General features: G+C 43.2%; 20 protein-coding genes. 6 read left to right on the forward strand and 14 right to left on the reverse strand.

Annotation, left to right across the window (positions count from 1 at the left end):
* The first annotated feature begins 703 nt into the window (after positions 1-703).
* Positions 704-1,159, forward strand: coding sequence for an RNA recognition motif domain-containing protein (locus L884_RS0110920; protein ID WP_028767545.1), 456 nt, complete (start codon positions 704-706; stop codon positions 1,157-1,159).
* A gap of 13 nt (positions 1,160-1,172) precedes the next feature.
* On the opposite strand, the gene murI is transcribed toward L884_RS0110920, so the two are convergent.
* The gene (gene murI, locus L884_RS0110925; protein ID WP_028767546.1) at positions 1,173-1,976 is read right to left on the reverse strand and encodes a glutamate racemase; all 804 of its coding nucleotides are present in this window, start codon (positions 1,974-1,976) and stop codon (positions 1,173-1,175) included.
* Between the two features lie 198 nt (positions 1,977-2,174).
* On the opposite strand from murI, the gene trmA reads away from it, so the two are divergent.
* Positions 2,175-3,272, forward strand: coding sequence for a tRNA (uridine(54)-C5)-methyltransferase TrmA (gene trmA, locus L884_RS0110930; RefSeq protein WP_028767547.1), 1,098 nt, complete (start codon positions 2,175-2,177; stop codon positions 3,270-3,272).
* 67 nt (positions 3,273-3,339) lie between these two features.
* On the opposite strand, the gene fabR is transcribed toward trmA, so the two are convergent.
* Positions 3,340-3,954 (reverse strand): HTH-type transcriptional repressor FabR, encoded by a 615-nt coding sequence (gene fabR, locus L884_RS0110935; RefSeq protein ID WP_028767548.1) that lies wholly within the window; start codon positions 3,952-3,954, stop codon positions 3,340-3,342.
* Positions 3,955-4,092: 138 nt separating this feature from the next.
* Here fabR and L884_RS0110940 point away from each other — a divergent pair, with 138 nt between their 5' ends.
* The 3 genes from L884_RS0110940 (at position 4,093) to mnmH (ending at position 7,521) form a co-directional block, all read left to right on the forward strand.
* Positions 4,093-5,199 (forward strand): acyl-CoA desaturase, encoded by a 1,107-nt coding sequence (locus L884_RS0110940; RefSeq protein WP_028767549.1) that lies wholly within the window; start codon positions 4,093-4,095, stop codon positions 5,197-5,199.
* A gap of 184 nt (positions 5,200-5,383) precedes the next feature.
* Complete coding sequence (gene selD / locus L884_RS0110945; protein WP_028767550.1) at positions 5,384-6,424, forward strand: selenide, water dikinase SelD; 1,041 nt, start codon at positions 5,384-5,386, stop codon at positions 6,422-6,424.
* A complete protein-coding gene (gene mnmH, locus L884_RS0110950; protein ID WP_028767551.1) occupies positions 6,424-7,521 on the forward strand; it encodes a tRNA 2-selenouridine(34) synthase MnmH in 1,098 nt (365 codons plus the stop codon). The genes selD and mnmH overlap by 1 nt, the downstream gene beginning before the upstream one ends.
* A 57-nt stretch (positions 7,522-7,578) precedes the next feature.
* Here the strand turns inward: mnmH and L884_RS21970 are convergent, their stop codons facing one another.
* The 4 genes from L884_RS21970 to nudE all read right to left on the reverse strand — a co-directional run bounded on the left by L884_RS21970 (position 7,579) and on the right by nudE (position 11,134).
* Complete coding sequence (locus L884_RS21970) at positions 7,579-9,210, reverse strand: MFS transporter (protein ID WP_245603108.1); 1,632 nt, start codon at positions 9,208-9,210, stop codon at positions 7,579-7,581.
* Between the two features lie 71 nt (positions 9,211-9,281).
* On the reverse strand, positions 9,282-9,743 hold the full coding sequence (locus tag L884_RS0110960) for a GNAT family N-acetyltransferase (RefSeq protein WP_028767552.1): 462 nt from the start codon (positions 9,741-9,743) through the stop codon (positions 9,282-9,284).
* Positions 9,736-10,545, reverse strand: coding sequence for a 3'(2'),5'-bisphosphate nucleotidase CysQ (gene cysQ / locus L884_RS0110965; protein ID WP_028767553.1), 810 nt, complete (start codon positions 10,543-10,545; stop codon positions 9,736-9,738). Before cysQ ends, L884_RS0110960 begins: the two co-directional genes overlap by 8 nt.
* A 34-nt stretch (positions 10,546-10,579) precedes the next feature.
* Positions 10,580-11,134, reverse strand: a complete 555-nt coding sequence (gene nudE, locus L884_RS0110970) for an ADP compounds hydrolase NudE (protein WP_028767554.1) — start codon at positions 11,132-11,134, stop codon at positions 10,580-10,582.
* A 98-nt stretch (positions 11,135-11,232) separates the two neighbouring features.
* Here nudE and yrfG point away from each other — a divergent pair, with 98 nt between their 5' ends.
* On the forward strand, positions 11,233-11,901 hold the full coding sequence (gene yrfG / locus L884_RS0110975; protein ID WP_028767555.1) for a GMP/IMP nucleotidase: 669 nt from the start codon (positions 11,233-11,235) through the stop codon (positions 11,899-11,901).
* A gap of 63 nt (positions 11,902-11,964) precedes the next feature.
* On the opposite strand, the gene L884_RS0110980 is transcribed toward yrfG, so the two are convergent.
* From L884_RS0110980 to gspG, 8 genes are read right to left on the reverse strand one after another with little or no spacing between them, the layout of a single operon-like run.
* Positions 11,965-12,723 carry a type II secretion system protein N gene (locus tag L884_RS0110980; protein ID WP_028767556.1) on the reverse strand — a complete coding sequence of 253 codons (759 nt, stop codon included), beginning with the start codon at positions 12,721-12,723 and terminating at the stop codon, positions 11,965-11,967.
* A gap of 9 nt (positions 12,724-12,732) precedes the next feature.
* Positions 12,733-13,209 carry a type II secretion system protein M gene (locus tag L884_RS0110985; protein WP_028767557.1) on the reverse strand — a complete coding sequence of 159 codons (477 nt, stop codon included), beginning with the start codon at positions 13,207-13,209 and terminating at the stop codon, positions 12,733-12,735.
* Between the two features lies 1 nt (position 13,210).
* Positions 13,211-14,398: a type II secretion system protein GspL gene (gene gspL / locus L884_RS0110990; RefSeq protein ID WP_028767558.1), complete on the reverse strand. Its 1,188-nt coding sequence runs from the start codon at positions 14,396-14,398 to the stop codon at positions 13,211-13,213.
* A 46-nt stretch (positions 14,399-14,444) separates the two neighbouring features.
* Positions 14,445-15,425 (reverse strand): type II secretion system minor pseudopilin GspK, encoded by a 981-nt coding sequence (gspK, locus tag L884_RS0110995; protein WP_028767559.1) that lies wholly within the window; start codon positions 15,423-15,425, stop codon positions 14,445-14,447.
* A 2-nt stretch (positions 15,426-15,427) separates the two neighbouring features.
* Entirely contained in the window at positions 15,428-16,156 is a 729-nt protein-coding gene (gene gspJ, locus L884_RS0111000) for a type II secretion system minor pseudopilin GspJ (RefSeq protein ID WP_028767560.1), read from the reverse strand.
* Positions 16,137-16,508, reverse strand: coding sequence for a type II secretion system minor pseudopilin GspI (gene gspI / locus L884_RS0111005; protein WP_028767561.1), 372 nt, complete (start codon positions 16,506-16,508; stop codon positions 16,137-16,139). The genes gspJ and gspI overlap by 20 nt, the downstream gene beginning before the upstream one ends.
* Before the next feature lie 2 nt (positions 16,509-16,510).
* On the reverse strand, positions 16,511-17,056 hold the full coding sequence (locus L884_RS0111010) for a GspH/FimT family pseudopilin (RefSeq protein ID WP_037410825.1): 546 nt from the start codon (positions 17,054-17,056) through the stop codon (positions 16,511-16,513).
* 48 nt (positions 17,057-17,104) lie between these two features.
* Positions 17,105-17,539: a type II secretion system major pseudopilin GspG gene (gene gspG, locus L884_RS0111015; protein ID WP_028767563.1), complete on the reverse strand. Its 435-nt coding sequence runs from the start codon at positions 17,537-17,539 to the stop codon at positions 17,105-17,107.
* Positions 17,540-17,550 lie beyond the last annotated feature (11 nt).

Raw genomic sequence — 17,550 nt, forward strand, 5'->3', positions numbered from 1 at the left:
AAGTTTTGATGGTCCGAAGACCTGCTCAATGAATTCTGTGATTTGATTTGTTTCGGAAAAACAAAATCAAACTTTTTACATATTGCTATGAACACTCGTTCATTAAGAAATTTTTGATTGTCTTGTTAAAGACAATTTCGAATAACTTAATCTCTGTGAGTGTCCACACAGATTTGCTTGTCATATTGTTAAAGAGCGTTGCCAGCTTGGTGTTCTTGCGAACCGCTTCAAGTGGCTAGGGCTGCGTATTCTACACTTCCCGTTGTTGGCGTCAAGCGTTTATTTTAAGAAGTTTTTCAAGCGTTGATTTCTTGTTCACTCTCGTAAAAAGAAGTCACAACATGAAGCTCTTAAACCGCTTGTCACCAGAGTTATCGTTCCGAAGAAGTTAACCCACTAACTCGTACTGCTTGGCTTGTTGCCCGCTGCGCCGTGTCAGTGGGGTCGCATTATAGGGAGATCCCAAAAGAGCGCAAGCGCTTTTTATCAAATAAATGTTCGCTTGCCGAAGTTTTCAGCAAAGGCCTATTTTTAGGCTATTTATGCTACTTTTTATGGCTAAAACTAAAGCATCTTTGCGCTAGGCCATAGATAAAGTTCATTTTTTCAGCAACGCACTAGTCTATTGGCTAATAATTCATTACCATATGCCAGGTTATTAACAGTTAGTTATCAATTCATTTATTCTTTAGAGATTATATTTATGCAGAAGTCATTCTTGATCGTATTGGCCGTGGCCATTATAGGTGCACTCGCTATTTTTCAAATCGCACCAGATCTAAACGGCGCCATTGCTTTCTTTACTGGTGCTATTATTGCGAGCGTTATTTTTTCTCTTCAATCTAAAACGCCTGCTTCTAAAACTAACAGCAACGAGCCATATAGTGGTCCAACTATGACCCTATATGTAGGTAATCTTCCTTATCGCGTACATGAAGGAGAAGTTAAAGCTCTATTTGGTGAATTCGGCCCAGTTAACTCAGTACGTTTGGTTCGTGATCGTAAGACTGGCCGCCGTAAAGGATTTGGATTTATTGAAATGTCAGAAGTTGGCGCAAAGAAAGCTATGGCCAAACTAAATGAATTCGACTTCCAAGAAAGAACATTAAAAGTGCGCGAAGCTAAATCGCAAGATTCAGATAAAAGTGATAACGCATAATATAGATGTATAGCTAACCTAGATTAGCTGAAGATCGTGACACTATAGTAGTGAAGCCTTTTTCGGCTAGTCGGGTTGTTAACCCTTCATTAATAGTTTTAGTCGTATAAACAGCTAACCAATTGCTCTCTTGATTAACGACTTCATCATTTTTCAACTCCTCTAACAGAAAGCACACTCTTTGCGCCACCGCTTTACCCGAATCCAATAATGTAACCCCTTGTCCCAACACTTGCTGTATTTCTTTAGCAACAATTGGAAAGTGAGTGCAGCCCAATACTAGTGTATCGAGACCTGTCATTTGTATTGGCTTGAGCTGTTTTTCAAGCTTGGCTAAATCAAGCGTTTCACCGGCCAACTTCGCTTCGGCAAGCATGACAAGTTCAGAGGAGCCAAACAGTTCAACTTTACAGCCCTCTGCAAATTGCTCGATGAGTTCCTTAGTATAAGAACGCTTTATTGTGCCCGGTGTAGCAAGCAAACCTATATGGCGTGCTTTTGACAACAGTGCAGCCGGTTTTATTGCAGGTACCACGCCAACAATAGGTATGGATAGTTGCTCTCTTAAAGCAGGCAGCACCAAAGTACTAGCAGAGTTACAAGCAACAACAACCATGCAAGCGTTTATACGGCTCACTTGCTCACATATAAGCTCAACACAACCTTCTATTAATACTGACTCTTCCAGTTCGCCATACGGAAGGCGAGCATTGTCGAATAGATAGCAGTAACTTTGGTCTGGTAGTACTTTTCTTATTTCATCGAATATAGATAGACCACCAATACCCGAATCAAAAATTAGAATAGGTCCTGACAAAAGTATTCTCCGCGATAAGGTAAAATGATATCAGTTTGTATAAAGCTACCTGCTCACAGATACTCTTTAGCAGCAGGATTAACTATATTGCTTTAGAATTTTCCCACAAGCTAGGTAAAATCAAAAGCGAGAAACTGGACTTCCCAGCTATCTAGTATAATATTCCGCCCCTAATTTAATGCCGACGGTGATCAAGATATGAATTTAGCAGCAATGGATCCTACAACCTATGATGTGCAGCTCGAAGCTAAGCGCGTCAAGTTAACTCAATTATTTGCTGACTTTGACACGCCAGAACTGGAAACTTTCAGCTCTGAGCCTGCCCACTACCGTATGCGTGCTGAATTTCGTGTTTGGCATGAAGGCGAAGATCTTTACTACTATATGTTCGATAAAGAACTAAACAGTAAGGTGCGTTGCGATCAATTCCTACCGGCTAGTGAACTGATTAATAAAATGATGCCCGCTTTAGTTGAACTATTAAAGCCAAACACAATTTTACGCCATCGCTTATTCCAAATTGATTTCTTATCAACCCTAAGCGGCGAAATCTTAGTATCACTGCTTTACCACAAACAGCTTGATAGTAAGTGGGAACAGCAAGCTAAAATCTTAAAGCAAACGCTCAGTACTCAGTTTAATGTAAATCTAATTGGCCGCGCTCGTAAGCAAAAAATCGTTTTAGATAAAGACTTCGTGGTTGAGTCTCTTGATGTTGCAGGGAAACAACTGCAATACCACCAGATTGAAAACAGCTTTACTCAGCCTAACGGTAAAGTGTCGATTAAGATGCTTGAATGGGCCATTGATGTCACTAAAAACAGTACAGGTGATTTACTAGAGCTATACTGCGGCAACGGTAATTTCTCTATTGCATTAGCACAAAACTTTGACCGCGTATTAGCAACTGAGCTTGCTAAGCCTTCTGTTGAGTCTGCGCAATACAATATTAGAGTGAACCAAGTTGATAACTTGCAGATTATTCGTATGTCTGCAGAAGACTTCACCGAAGCCATGGCAAAGAAGCGCAGCTTTAGACGATTAGAAGGTATTGATTTAGATAGCTACAACTGTAATACCATCTTTGTCGATCCTCCACGTGCTGGTTTAGATGCTGATACCGTTAAGTTAGTACAAGGTTATGAGCGTATCGTTTATATCTCTTGTAACCCGCACACTTTACTGGACAACCTAACTGAACTCAGCAAAACCCATAAGATCACTCGTTTTGCTTTATTTGATCAGTTCCCATATACCGACCATATGGAATCTGGTGTATTTCTTGAAAAGAAATAACTGAATTTGACTTGTAAATAAACTAAAAACGGCATCCTTAGATGCCGTTTTTAGTTTAAGTGTCGAACTACTTTTGTTCTTTTTTGTGCTGTAACACTTCAGCACCTTTGGCGATCATATGCAGTTGAATAACGAGACGATCCGCTAAAATTTTGCGGTCTGCACGTTTCATATCTAATGCAGCAGCTCCTGCGTTAAACACTAATGTTACTAACGCTTCAGCTTGAGCATGAGCTAGCTCTGGAGAGCGATTGGCAGTGGCCTCTGTATAATGCGCTAATTCAGAGATAAAGTGTTCAATCTCACGCGCAACTGCGCCTCTGAAAGGAGCTGAGGTACCTGAACGTTCATGTAATAGAATACGGAAAACGTTTGGATTAGATTCAAGCACTTCCATAAAAGTTTCAACAGAAATACGAATAACACTGCCGCCTGCCTCTGCACGTTGGCGACCTTTGCGCATCATCTGTCTGAGGGTTAAACCACCTTCATCAACCATGGTTAAGCCCAGTTCATTCATATCTTTAAAGTGGCGATAGAAAGAAGTGGGAGCAATATTCGCTTCTCGTGCAACTTCACGCAAACTCAGGCTAGAAAAGCTACGCTCAGCACTTAATTGACTAAATGCCGCATCGACAAGTGCACGCCGCGTTTTCTCTTTTTGTTGTGCTCTAATGCCCATCTTGAACCTACTTACAAAAATTATTCCTTGAATAATACCGCTTTTTAACACAAAACGCAGCATCAACAAACTTGACCAAGATCACTATCCACGGTAAATTAGCGTACAGATGTACGCTCAAAGAGAGATAGAACTATAATGAAAAAACCTCCAATCATCTGGATGAATGTGAGCCTATTTACGATCACATTCGCCGCCGCTGTCATCCTAGTACCTTGGTACGGAATAACCTATGGGTTTGACGCTATCGAGTGGCTTGCTTTTGTGGTACTTGCATTTGCTAGCGGCCTATCGATTACCGGTGGTTACCATAGACTTTGGTCTCACCGCACTTATAAAGCCCACGCTTCAATCAGATTTTTATATGCTCTAGGCGGGGCTCTAGCCCTGCAAAATAGCGCGCTACACTGGTCTTCTGATCATAGAGTCCACCATAAGCACGTGGATAATAACGACAAGGATCCTTACTCAGCTAAGATGGGCTTTTGGTACAGCCATATTGGTTGGATGTTACGGGAATATCAGGCGCAACGTTACCACGACTATAAGAACGTTCGAGATCTACAGAACGACAAAATTGTCATGTGGCAGCACAAGTATTATCTACCGCTACTACTATTAATGAACTTCGGTCTCCCCATTCTATTAGGCTGGATGAACGGTGACGTTTTCGGCATGCTACTGTTAGCTGGATTGTTACGCTTAGTTGTAGTTCATCACTGCACTTTCTTTATCAATTCGCTCGCACATATTTGGGGTTCACAGCCTTATACAGATAAAAATACCGCTCGCGATAACGGTTTCTTAGCTCTACTCACCTATGGCGAGGGCTATCATAACTATCATCATATTTTTGAAAACGATTATCGAAATGGCATTCACTGGTGGCAGTACGACCCGACTAAATGGCTAATTGATGGTTTAGCATTAGTTGGACTAGCAGATAGTCGCAGGATTGTGCCACAAGAAAGAATTGAGCAAGCCAGACTACAGATGCAACTTAAACGCACCCAAAACAAGGTTGCTCACTTGCCTAATAGCGAAGAATTGTTTGAAAAGCTGCAGACTGAGTACGACATGCTAAAGAGTCACCTTGCTGAGTATTACGCAGCCAAGAAAGCCTTACTCGAAGCGAAGAAAAAACAGTTAGCAGACAAACAATTGCTCAACCAAGTTAACGAGCTTAAACAACGTTTCAGACAACAACAAAAAAACTGGCATAGTCTTACTGCTAGCTTTGGTTAATCCACAACTTAAATGGCCGCTCCCTAGAGCGGCTTTTTATTTTCAGGTCAAAAATGACCAATTGAGCTGTTTATTCTCTGCAGGGTAAGCCACATGTCGCAACTTGTACTTGCTGTTGATTGAAGTCACTGGGGGATGGGTCTATTATGATCGGCTACTTACCTTTTTAGGGCGATTTAAGCTCATGTCAGATCCAGAAATCAAACTTACCGAATATAGTCACGGTGCGGGCTGTGGCTGCAAAATTTCACCGAAAGTGCTAAGCACTATTCTTGCGACTCAGTTACCTGTTTTTGATGATCCTAATCTGCTAGTAGGTAACCAGACCCGTGACGATGCTGCGGTTTATAAGCTTAATGACACAACAGGCATTATCAGCACCACAGACTTTTTTATGCCTATAGTCGATGATCCGTTTACCTTTGGCCGCATTGCAGCGACTAACGCGATCAGTGATATTTACGCCATGGGCGGCACTCCTATGATGGCCATTGCAATTTTAGGCTGGCCTATAAATAAACTACCAGCAGAAGTTGCTCAGCAAGTGGTTGATGGCGGGCGTAAAGCCTGTGCTGACGCAGGTATAATGCTTGCCGGTGGTCACAGTATCGATTCTCCTGAGCCAATCTTTGGTTTAGCCGTTACAGGCCAAATTCCGCTAGAAGAATTAAAGCAAAACGATACCGCCAAAGCGGGTGATAAACTTTACCTGACTAAGCCGCTAGGGATTGGTATTTTGACCACAGCACAAAAGCAGAAAAAGCTTGCCGATGCAGATCTAAACACAGCCGCTGAAGCGATGTGCCAATTGAATATTTTAGGCCCAAAAATCGCTAAAATCCCGCAAGTTAACGCATTAACTGACGTAACGGGTTTCGGCCTAGCAGGTCACTTACTTGAGATGTGCCACGGCGCGAACCTTAGCGCTAAGATTGATGTGAACCTATTGCCGCTGTTACCAAACGCACACCACTATTTAGAATTAGGCTGTATTCCTGGTGGCACCCACAGAAACTTCGACAGTTACGGAGAGCATTTACCATCACTAACTGATGAGCAAAAGGCGATTATTTGTGACCCACAAACCAGCGGCGGCTTACTGATTGCTGTTGCCGAAGAAGGTGAGACAGAGCTACAAACACTTTTAGCTGCTAACGGTATTGAACCAATTTGTATTGGCCAACTTACTGAAAAAAATGTACCTAAGACCGTGGAGTTGGTTTAATGTCATTCAATAAAGTGCCCGCTAGCGAATATCGCCGCATACTCGTTAGCGATCACCCAATAATGGATGCCCGTGCGCCTATCGAATTTAACAAAGGTGCCTTTCCTGCCAGCGTAAACCACCCTCTTATGGAGGATGAAGAGCGCCGTTTAGTTGGTACTTGCTACAAAGAGCAAGGTCAACAAGCTGCAATCGAACTTGGCCATTCTTTGGTTCATGGCGAGATTAAACAGCAAAGAATCGCCGCTTGGATTAAGTTTTTCAGCGATAACCCAAACGGCTATCTGTACTGTTTTCGGGGCGGTTTGCGTTCACAGCTAACTCAGCAATGGCTAAAAGAGGCTGGCTTAGATATTCCATTTATCGAAGGCGGTTACAAGGCGATGCGCCAGTTTCTTATTGAAACTATCGACAATGCGCCACAAGCTAGGCCTATGCTGATATTAAGCGGTATTACCGGTAGTGGTAAAACAGAGTTTCTGCTAGAACGCCAAGAAGCGATTGATCTTGAGGGACTAGCCCATCATAGAGGATCTAGCTTTGGTCGTTTTCATGAAGGACAGCCGACTCAAATAAATTTTGAAAACGCCCTAGCTGTTGCCCTATTAAAACATCAAGACAAAGCCGTTAAACATCTACTGCTTGAAGATGAGAGCTACCTGATTGGTCGCTCAGCCTTGCCACAAGCATTTTATGCCAATATGCAAGCAGCTAACCTATTAGTGTTAGAAGAGTCATTAGATGCACGTTTAGCAAGGCTACTTAACGAGTATGTGCACAAGATGCACAATGGCTATATCCAAAGGCTAGGAGAAACTCAAGGCTTTACAGCATTTGCTCAATACCTATCACAAAGTATCACCGGGATCCGTAAGCGCTTAGGTGGTAAACGTCATGATGAATTACAAGCCATGATTAATGATGCTCTAGCGGTTCAGCTTAGTCAAAATGATACCAGCGCACATTTAAAATGGATTGAACTGTTACTGCTAAAATACTATGACCCTATGTATCAATATCAAATTGATAAAAAGGCTGATCGCATCATCTTTAAGGGTGATCACCTAGCCATGCACCAATGGTTAGATAACCAATAAAATATTTAGCCTGCCACTTGCTGCTGCCAGTTTATCGGCTAATACCAATGAGTATAACTAGGCAGCGGTTTGTGGGCGTATTGCTACAACTAATCGCTTTGCTGCATCACCTTTTTCTTTAACTTCAACCACCTTGGCAGTGACACAAGTGTAACCTTTTAGCACAGCCTGAGCTTGCTCTAAATGTGCAGGTCTAACGCAAATGACACTATCAACATCAAGCGTTGCAGCCTCAATATTTCCTGCTTTGTTATCACTAGCAAAGTAACGAATACGCGAAAACGCTTCACGATAAAAATAATTGATACTTAGGCTTTGAGGGAGCCCCTCAGCAAAGTGCACTGGGTGGGTAAAGCTACCGTAAAGTAGCATCACGTTACGCCAACTTAAATTGTCAGTCACAACAAGCAGCTTAGCTTGTTTATGCAACACCTGAGGATCATCCAAGCTGACTTTGTACTTAACTCTGCGATGATAATAACTGCTTATGCTTAATAACAACTCTGGCCATCCGAGTAATAGCCAACATAACACCAGCACATTAGCCGCAGCCAACAGTAAAAAAAGTTGTTCAATTTGCCATTGAAAAACATTCAAAATCAGCATGGCAAATATCGCTGAAGTCACCATAAATAGCGCATTAATGATGTTGTTACTGGCAATAGCTTGAGCACACTCACCATCTTTAGCGCGAGCCTGTATATAGGTGTATAAGGGCACGATAAATAAGCCGCCGCCGACACCAATCATAAACAGATCCAGCATCAGTCGATAATGGTCAGCCTCAGCAATAAAGCCTTGTAGATCATAAAACGCTGCAAGATCGGGTTTAGCAGGGATCGCAAAATATAAATCAATGCCAAAGCCCGCCAGTAAGACCAAACCTAACGGCATAATACCTAACTCGACTTGGTGACAAGAAAGGCGCTCACAGACAAACGAGCCTGCTGCAATACCAACTGAGAACAGCAATAACAGTAAGGAAACCACTGTCGGATCGGCATGCAATGTCAACCGCGCAAAATTCGGAAATTGAGTAAGGTAAGTGGCGCCGACAAACCAAAACCAGCTAGTGGCTAAAATCGCCGTCCAAATGCCCGGCGTGCGCCGCGCTTTTTTAATACTAACAAGGGTTGCAATAACAATAGAAAAATGCGGTTTTTGCAATGAATGGGCGGGAATGCTTGGAATAAACCAACTCGAAAATGCACCTATCAAGGCTAAGATAAATACACTAGCTGCAGCAAGATATGTTGCATTATCACTGGCAACGATAAGCCCTGCCGAAATGGTTCCGACCAAAATAGCAAGAAAAGTGCCCATCTCAACCCATGCGTTACCTGACACCAATTCACTATTATCTAATACTCGTGGTAATAGCGAGTATTTAACAGGGCCAAAGTAAGCAGATTGCACACCCATTAAAAACAGCAGTAGCAACATAACCAAATAACTGTGGCTAACTATCGCAAAAGTCGCCACCGACATAATGAGCAGTTCAAGCAGCTTTAATCTTCTGATTAATGACGCTTTATCAACGAAATCTGCAACTTGGCCAGCGTGAGCCGAAAACAGTAAGAAAGGAAGGATAAATAAACCTGCCGCCAGATTAACAAACAGATTTACATCTATGGGTAACTCGTCAACTTGGGAGTAGGCCACTAACAGTAGCAAGACGTTTTTAAACACATTGTCATTAAGCGCCCCCAAGCATTGTGTGACAAAGTAAGGCAAAAAACGTCGGCTAAATATCATCTGCTTTAAGTATGCTCAGGTTTTAAATAGCGCATCACTTGTCTTGCTTCACCCTCGCCAAAATAATCGGCTTCAAAGGCGTGTTCGACAAAGCCACTGCGAGCGTAAAGCGCTTTGGCGGGGTTATTTGGGTCTACGGTTAGATTAACTTGTGTTACCTGTTTTGGCAGCGTCTCAATCAATTTTGAGATAAGCTTAGTGCCTATGCCTTTGCCTCTGGCTGCATCAGCAACAGCAATAGATAAAATCCAGCAAACATCGGCCTCCGCGCCTGTTGATGCCAGTAGGTAACCAATCACCTTAGCTTGTGCGTCTTTTGCTACCCAAAAACTATGTGGCCAGCAATCTAAGGCTTGTCTAAAGAAGAAATCTGGATAGCAATGCCCGGCAAAGCACTGCTGTTCAAGGGCATTAATCGCGATCAGATCTGACTTAGTCGCGAGGCTAAACTCAATCAGTTTATTCATTGATTAAGATTTGATCCCATTCTAAGGCTGGAGAACCAACAACAATAAAGTTAGGGTTTTCTAGCGATTCACGCTCGTTATAGGTCAGAGGCTGCAAATTAAGATCCATTATCTGCCCCCCCGCCTCTTCAACAATAATTTGTGCCGCTCCTGTATCCCACTCACCAGTTGGGCCAATACGTACATAACAGTCAGCACGCCCCTCAGCGATTAAGCAACTCTTTAGAGCTGCGCCGCCCAACACCACCAATTCACAGTGTTTTTCTTGATTAAATAGCTTAATCACAGATTGTGGATCTTGACGGCGGCTTACTGCTAAACGTAGTGAACCAGCATCTCTACTCAATTGCTTACTGCTGATCCTGACTTCTGCGCCATTTTTACGTTTATAAGAGCCTAGGCCAGCGATAGCGTAATAACAAACTTCAGTCATAGGCGCATATACCACCCCCATAATTGGGCGGTTATGCTCAACCAGCGCAATGATCACTGAAAAATCACCGCTACCAGCAATAAACTCGCCAGTACCGTCAAGCGGATCAACCAGCCAATAGCGCGGCCACTCACTACGCTGACTAAAAGGTATGTCAGCATCTTCTTCTGATAACACTGGAATATCGGGAGTTAACGCTTTTAACGCATTAGTGATAATTTCATGGGCTGCAAGATCGGCTGATGTCACTGGCGTATTGTCAGATTTAATCTCACGTTCGAAATCACCTTTCTGATAAATATCGCGGATTTTTTTACCAGCAAGCGTGGCAATCTCAATGACCTGATCTACATAATTCTCTGGCTTCATAACTACTCCAACAGCCTAATGCCCGTGATATTTGCTAACTTAGTTGTAGATGTTTTAGTGCTAAAAATAAAGCACTTACACTACGAGATTCGGAAAAATCCTCTTGGCTCAATAAATCTTGCCAGTCAGCCAGAGGCCAACTCACCATCTCAATTGGTTCCGGTTCATCACCTTCTAAGTGACTTTCATACAGGTCTTCAGCAATAAAAATCTGCATTTTACTGGCAAAGTACCCCGGAGCTAAGCTCAACTCCATTAAGTGGGTAAGCTTTCTCGCGCCATAGCCTATCTCTTCTTGCAGCTCGCGGTTTGCAGCCTCATGGGCTTCTTCTCCGGGATCGATTAAGCCCTTAGGAAAGCCCAGTTCATAGCTGTGAGTCCCTGCAGCATACTCTCGACCTAACAGCAGTTGCTCACCGTTCAGCACAGGAACAACCATTACCGCACCACGATTATTGCCTTTCATACGCTCATACTGGCGCTCAACTTGATTTGAAAACCGTAAATGCACTTGCTCAATTTGAAACAGTCGACTTTGAGCAACCACTTCGGCATGCAAAATTTCCGGTTTCTGATTTATTTTAGTCATACACATCCCAGTGCCGCTGCCGACTTGTGATTTAATTCAGTATAATCTTACTATTGTTCACCCAATCTACAACCTGAATTTTCTAGGATCGCGTAACTATGTTTCCATGGAAAGAAATTGACACTGTTTTACTCGATATGGATGGTACACTTTTGGACCTACATTTCGACAACCACTTTTGGTTACAGCTGATCCCTAACGTGCTCAGCGAACAACGCAATATCTCTATTGAAGAGGCGCGTAACTGGGTCGATGAGTGCTACACCAAAGTAGAAGGCACGCTGAATTGGTATTGCCTAGAGTATTGGCAGCAACAAATGGACTTAGACATTTTGGCGCTGCACCGCACCCTGGTTGAACGTATTCAAATGCGTCAAGACAGTATGCCGTTTCTTAATGCGCTTAAACTTGCAGGCAAACGTCGAATTCTGGTGACCAATGCACACCCTAAAAATCTTAATCTAAAGCTGGAACACACTGAGCTAGCTCTTGGGCTAGATAGCATGATCTCTAGCCATGAAACTGGATATCCAAAAGAACACCCTGAATTTTGGGCTCAACTATTTGAACGCTTTAATCTAGAAGCTAGTCGTTGTCTATTTATTGATGATAATGAAGCCATTTTAGCGGCAGCAAAGCGCGCTGGTGTCGGTTATCAACTTGGCATTGCCAACCCTGATAGCCAAAAGCCGAATAAGGTGTTTGATGACTTTCCTGCGATTGAGGATTATCACTACTTGCTTGATGAACTACTGCAACAAAAGTAAAAATTCAGCCATAAAAAAGGCGCTATATCAGCGCCTTTGTAAACTCTATCAAGAATGCTTTAACTAGATAGGTAAGCGGCCTTGATAAGTAATAGGGTAATATCCTTGACTGTCTTTCTTGCCTAAGAAAGATAGAGCCTTTTTCAAATCATCTGGCTGAGTGTTCACTTCACGGATTTTGGCGTTAACTTGTACCATCTTGTTATCCGCTAAAACGATAGTACCGTCTAATCCGAGTCCATTTAATTTTTCATCTGTGGTTAATTCAACTTTGCCATCAAGACATGCCAAGCCCAATGCGATATCGCCAAGTGGGTACTTACCAAATTGATTAGTTACCTTTACCTGATTTAAAAACAGCTTACCTGAAAGCTGCTCACACCAAGGTAACCCTTGCTCAAAGTTATCAACTAACACACTGAGGTCGCCATTAATCTTGGTTCTAAACGGTAAGTTAGTGCGTCCTAACAAAAAGCTGCTTGGCGCTTCAAATCTTAAGCCAGAGACATCAAGCCCAGACATTGAATAAGCAACCGTCCCCTTGCCATTAACTGCACTTGCGCGGCTACCAATCACCACATCGGCCTTAACTGTGCCGGTGAATAATGACAGCACGTCTAAGTCCCAAGTGATCATTTCTACTTGACGTTTTTGCACGCTCAACATATCAATGCTACCCGCCCAAATAGTGCCAGATACGCCACTAATAGTGACATTATTAGGCAGCGGAGCAAGTTTTACCGCCATACTTGCGGGAAACAATACCACCAAAAATACTAAGTAAATCACAAAGCCTAGGGCTATCTTTTTTGCTAATTTCACCACAACACCTTATTTCGACAGCTGAATACGACGCACATTTACATAGCCCGGAGTATCCGATTCGGCCAAATCTAAACTCTCTAACGATAAGCCTTTATTTTGCACTAGCTCGTTAAGGTAATTCAGTAACGTATCGAATGGTACTTCATCCATCCATACTTGAATTTTATTGCCTTGAGGCTGCATACGGGTGATCTCTAATCCAAACGCACCAGCGGTTTGGTTTACTGCCGCGCTTAAACTGCCTCTAAAGGCATTGTTAGTACCACTTTGTTTCAAGCCTGCAATACGGTTAGCAGTTTGTTTAACATAGTTCAGCGTGCTTTGCTGACCTTCTAAACGACGCTGCGCTTCAGCTTCAGCATTGGCTATCGGTGTCCAAACACCCCAGTATAGAATGCCTATTACCAAGACCACACCACAGGCTGAGACCATCTGCTTTTCACGTAAAACTAAGCCGTTCCACCACGCTTTTAAGTTTTCCATCTTATTTGCTCCTTATGGTTAAGGTGCTGGTGACTTCTGACTCACCGCTATTCATCGCACCACCTGTGAGCTGATAAGAACCCGCAATAAGCTCTTTAAACTTCTCGATTTGCTCATAGTTTTTCGCAGTAACTTGCATACGAATCTCATTACGAGCGCTATCAAATCGTAACGTTGTAGGTTTAAGTGCTGGCACTTGCGCAAAAGCATCTTGCATCCCCGAAAGCATGACAAAAAACTCACTACCACTGCCACCACCTTGCAATGTGCGCACGTAACTGCCCATTTGTGACCGTAGGTTAACTACCCGAGAACTTCCCGGCACAACCTGCTTATAGATCTGCTCGCTTTGCGCTTGTAACTCAGCTGCAGCGCTATTCATTTGATGAATATTGAGACCTTTATTAACAAGTGCCAAAATAATCACTACTGCAAAGGCAATTGCCGCGTTTCGCCACAACAGTAAATGCTTACCATACTCTTTCTTTGGCTTATAAATACCTGATAGCAAATTCATTGGCGCATTGAGCAAGCCCTTAGCTAGCACCAACATAGGTAAATCGAGCGGCTGCGGTTTTATCTCCGCTCCGCTTAATTGCAACTCGGTATAACCAGCGACAGTGGTTTGCGCATCTGCTGTTAATAATTGTGGCAATGCCATATCGAGCCAAGTTTGACTCAAACTCACTCCGCTACCTGCACCTGTACGCAGCAATATCTCTTCACCTAAATTCATTGCCGCCCAATCGCAGTCAACAAGCGGTAGCGCTAAGCAATCAGGTACAATACATTTAGCCTTAAGCCCTGCATCACTGAGCCACTCCATCCAAGTTTGCATCTGCTCGTGTGCTACAACAGCAATACTTAGTGCATCACCGTTACGTGGACCCGTCACAAAATGTAGCTCATCAACGTTTTGCGCTAAGTTTTCTTCCAGCATAAAGGGTAATGCTTTAATCGCTTGGCGCTGGCTTTTTTCAGGTAGATCGACTTCAGTCAGTGTAATGCTTGATGCTGGCACCAAAACATCAACACCGCGATTACCCGCTCTTTCAGTAAGAGTCGATAGTGCACCGGCATTGCTAAGCTCGCCAGAACCTATAATTTCTTGCTCCTGTTCAGACCAAACTAGCCATGAGCAGGGTTGCTCTGCGGTTTGTCCTAAACGGATAAATAGTCTTTCACTCACTGATTTATCTCCACAAGCCTCTTTAAACGTATTTAAAGGACTGTTGTTATTTTTGCCCGCCAAACTGGCGAGATAACACTTCTAATTTTTTACTGTCGCCATATAACACGCTTTCCAACCTGAAAACGGCAGTATCTACTTTGGCTGCCGCATCGAGTTGGAAGTACTTGCTGGTTACCCCAAAGCTCGATTTAAGCTTAGCGTCGCCCGCTAGCGAGGCCACCGATGAGTTTTCCCAAAATTCATTAATATCTTCGTAACCATCAATTGGTCGTTGATTAATAATGCTCTCTGCTTCACCAACAGAGATCTTGTTATCAAACATACCTGCAATAATGGCCGCATGCTCAACTGGCACAGTATTGACGTTTAATACCTGTGTTGTGTTTCCTGGGATTGCACAAACATATGGCGCCAATTTTAAATAAATATCTTGAGTGAACCCCATTACCGCTCGTAACTCACTCTTATGGCTCATCAAGGTGTTCGCTGCTCGATAAGGCACATGACGCGATTCATACTCTGCATCTTCAGCACCATAAGGACTGCTAACCGTGTCTTCATCAATATAATCTTTGGTCGTTTGCGCTAAACGCTCTGCGGCAAACTCATCCATTCCCAAGGCAACTAATAAACCTTTAAACTGCACGGCTGGTAATGGCATTTTCGGCTGACCATTTTCCACCTTCTCGCTTGGAGCAGATAAAGAGTTGATATTAAAACAAGCTCGCATATCTGTAATCTTTCCGGCTATCTCTCCCTTTTCTGCAGGAAATATCACATCAGCTAACGCCCAGTATTGCTGCAAATGCACCGTATCTGAGTCTTCTAAATCTTGTTTTAGTACCTTTTTAGCAATCTCTTCCGCTGATATCGCATACCAAAAAGCCTGATCATACTGCGCCATATTCAAAGTACGTCTAACTGACAACTGATTACGCGAGGTAATATTGGTGGCAATAATCGCGACCATAGCCACAATCAATAACACCACAATCAGAGCCACACCGCGCTGCTTAGAAGGCATCACTACTCACCTCCGCCGTTGTTGTCATCCGGCTTTGAGTCATCCTTGTTGTCATCGCCGTTATTATTGCCGCCGTTATTATTACCGCCATTGTTGCTGTCATCATTACTGCCAGCTAACGCACCTTTGGGCACTAAAAATTTACGTTGAACTTTACCAATGTCTTCAAATTCAATTTCGATAGCGATGGCTTTAGGCAGCTTAGTCGCGTCTGTTTTACGCTCCCATTTATCATCAGCAAAAAAAGCATATTCGACTGAAATAACCTTATCCATAATCACTGTTTTAATTGGCTCTGCACCAAATTCAGGCTCAGGATAAGGGTAATACCAACGCTGTAACTGTCCTTCCATTACCACGTATGCCACAGACTGCAGGCTACCTCTTGGTAAAAGACCATCTGGATTTAGCCAACCCAAGCGAAAAAACACTAATGACTCAGATTCTGAGTCGAGCATATTACTGCCCGTCTGAAATACTGTGGTGCCACGACCCCCTTCTAATAACCTAGGCGTACGCGCAACCATTTGATTTAAATCGCGCTCAATAATGCCAAATCCCTGCTGCATCGCTTTTAGCTTAGCGGCGAAGTCGCGAGTAGCAGTATCGTTCTGCATCACAGTACTCAACACGGTATTTGCCGCTAACCCTAACATGGCAAAAATTGCTATTGCGATAAGCATTTCGAGCAGCGTAAAGCCGCGCATTGACTTAATCCGCTTTAAGAACATAACTACTCACTTCAGCGATGGTCCGAGTAAACCGTTCATCATCGCTAATACTAATGCGGATCATTCTAAAATTATCATCGGTCGTTTTAATGACCTCTTTGCGCCAATACCAGTCTTTATTGGCAAGCTCGACTTGACCGTCTTTGCGACCAATATCGGGAAACTTAGGCTCTAAGCGCGCATCAACCATCTGGTTGTGGGCAACCCATTGCGCCATGGTGCGCTCTTCTAAAATCGGCATATTAGCGATCTGCTCGCTTAAACTCTTAGTAATCGACACAGCAGCAATAGAGAACACGGCGAGCGCTACAATGACTTCTAGTAAGGTCATGCCTTTTTGCTTAGTCGCCATGGCTATAAGACTTCTTCATCTTCAAAACCCATGCGCAAACGCCCAAGCGCATCACCAAATACAACGACCTCTATGTCTTGTTGCATTTCATCTTCACTGACAAAGGCCAGCTCAAACGCACTCATCTCACCGCTTGGAAACAGTAAAATTTGCGGTTCAGGAAACTTTTTTTTATCTTCTGCAGACTTTTCAATTAACGGCTCGTCAAACCAAGAGTCTTGTTCTTCGTCCTCTTGCACCAAAGGTAAACCGTCAAGTACCAGTACCAACTCAACTCCGGGGTCCATTTGTCTTTCAGCCAATAGTCTATCTTGCTCTAATGGCTTCCATTTACCCTCGTCGTAATACACATATTTATAGCCAGTGTCTTCGACCACAATGCCAACAAAATGGCCACTGAGTACTGTTTCATCCAGCACCATTTCTGTGGCCATCATAAATTGCTGCGCTGAGCGCTCAAGCGCCTTCTCTTTACTTGCTCCGCTCATCCCAAGGGTGACAGCGGTTGCTGCTAGTCCCATAAGCAAAACAACGAGCAACACCTCCATTAAGGTGAAGCCCGTTTGGCGACTAACGTTCACGCGCGAAAATACCATTTACTGGAAGTTCTGTAGATTCCAGTTACCGATATCATCTTCAGTACCTGGTTGGCCATCAGGGCCTGCACTGAAGATATCTAATTTGCCATTTTCACCTGGACTTAGTAATAGATAGTCATTGCGCCATGGATCTTGTGGTAAACGCTTAACATAACCATCTGCACGGTAGTTGCGTGGCTCAGGTGAGATTGTTGGCTTTTGTACTAAGGCTTCTAGACCTTGTTCTGTAGTTGGATATACGCTGTTATCTAACTTGTACATATCCAATGCATTTTCTAATGCCACGATGTCAGAAACAGCTTTTTGTTGGTCAGCTTTATCTTTGTTACCCATTAGGTTTGGCACAACCATAGAGGCCAAAATACCCAAAATCACGATAACCACCATGACTTCTAAAAGAGTAAAACCTTTTTGCTTGTTACGTGTTTGCATTTACAAATTCC

Source organism: Shewanella fidelis ATCC BAA-318 (genome assembly GCF_000518605.1).
GTDB lineage: Bacteria > Pseudomonadota > Gammaproteobacteria > Enterobacterales > Shewanellaceae > Shewanella > Shewanella fidelis.

What these genes read in the sequence shown, in the direction of transcription:
- L884_RS0110920 (WP_028767545.1), top strand. Translation starts at nt 704, where the DNA reads ATGCAGAAGTCATTCTTGATCGTATTGGCCGTGGCCATTATAGGTGCA.
- trmA (WP_028767547.1), top strand. Translation starts at nt 2,175, where the DNA reads ATGAATTTAGCAGCAATGGATCCTACAACCTATGATGTGCAGCTCGAA.
- fabR (WP_028767548.1), bottom strand. Translation starts at nt 3,954, where the DNA reads ATGGGCATTAGAGCACAACAAAAAGAGAAAACGCGGCGTGCACTTGTC.
- L884_RS0110940 (WP_028767549.1), top strand. Translation starts at nt 4,093, where the DNA reads ATGAAAAAACCTCCAATCATCTGGATGAATGTGAGCCTATTTACGATC.
- selD (WP_028767550.1), top strand. Translation starts at nt 5,384, where the DNA reads ATGTCAGATCCAGAAATCAAACTTACCGAATATAGTCACGGTGCGGGC.
- mnmH (WP_028767551.1), top strand. Translation starts at nt 6,424, where the DNA reads ATGTCATTCAATAAAGTGCCCGCTAGCGAATATCGCCGCATACTCGTT.
- L884_RS0110960 (WP_028767552.1), bottom strand. Translation starts at nt 9,743, where the DNA reads ATGAATAAACTGATTGAGTTTAGCCTCGCGACTAAGTCAGATCTGATC.
- cysQ (WP_028767553.1), bottom strand. Translation starts at nt 10,545, where the DNA reads ATGAAGCCAGAGAATTATGTAGATCAGGTCATTGAGATTGCCACGCTT.
- nudE (WP_028767554.1), bottom strand. Translation starts at nt 11,134, where the DNA reads ATGACTAAAATAAATCAGAAACCGGAAATTTTGCATGCCGAAGTGGTT.
- yrfG (WP_028767555.1), top strand. Translation starts at nt 11,233, where the DNA reads ATGTTTCCATGGAAAGAAATTGACACTGTTTTACTCGATATGGATGGT.
- L884_RS0110985 (WP_028767557.1), bottom strand. Translation starts at nt 13,209, where the DNA reads ATGGAAAACTTAAAAGCGTGGTGGAACGGCTTAGTTTTACGTGAAAAG.
- gspK (WP_028767559.1), bottom strand. Translation starts at nt 15,425, where the DNA reads ATGCCTTCTAAGCAGCGCGGTGTGGCTCTGATTGTGGTGTTATTGATT.
- gspJ (WP_028767560.1), bottom strand. Translation starts at nt 16,156, where the DNA reads ATGTTCTTAAAGCGGATTAAGTCAATGCGCGGCTTTACGCTGCTCGAA.
- gspI (WP_028767561.1), bottom strand. Translation starts at nt 16,508, where the DNA reads ATGGCGACTAAGCAAAAAGGCATGACCTTACTAGAAGTCATTGTAGCG.
- L884_RS0111010 (WP_037410825.1), bottom strand. Translation starts at nt 17,056, where the DNA reads ATGGAGGTGTTGCTCGTTGTTTTGCTTATGGGACTAGCAGCAACCGCT.
- gspG (WP_028767563.1), bottom strand. Translation starts at nt 17,539, where the DNA reads ATGCAAACACGTAACAAGCAAAAAGGTTTTACTCTTTTAGAAGTCATG.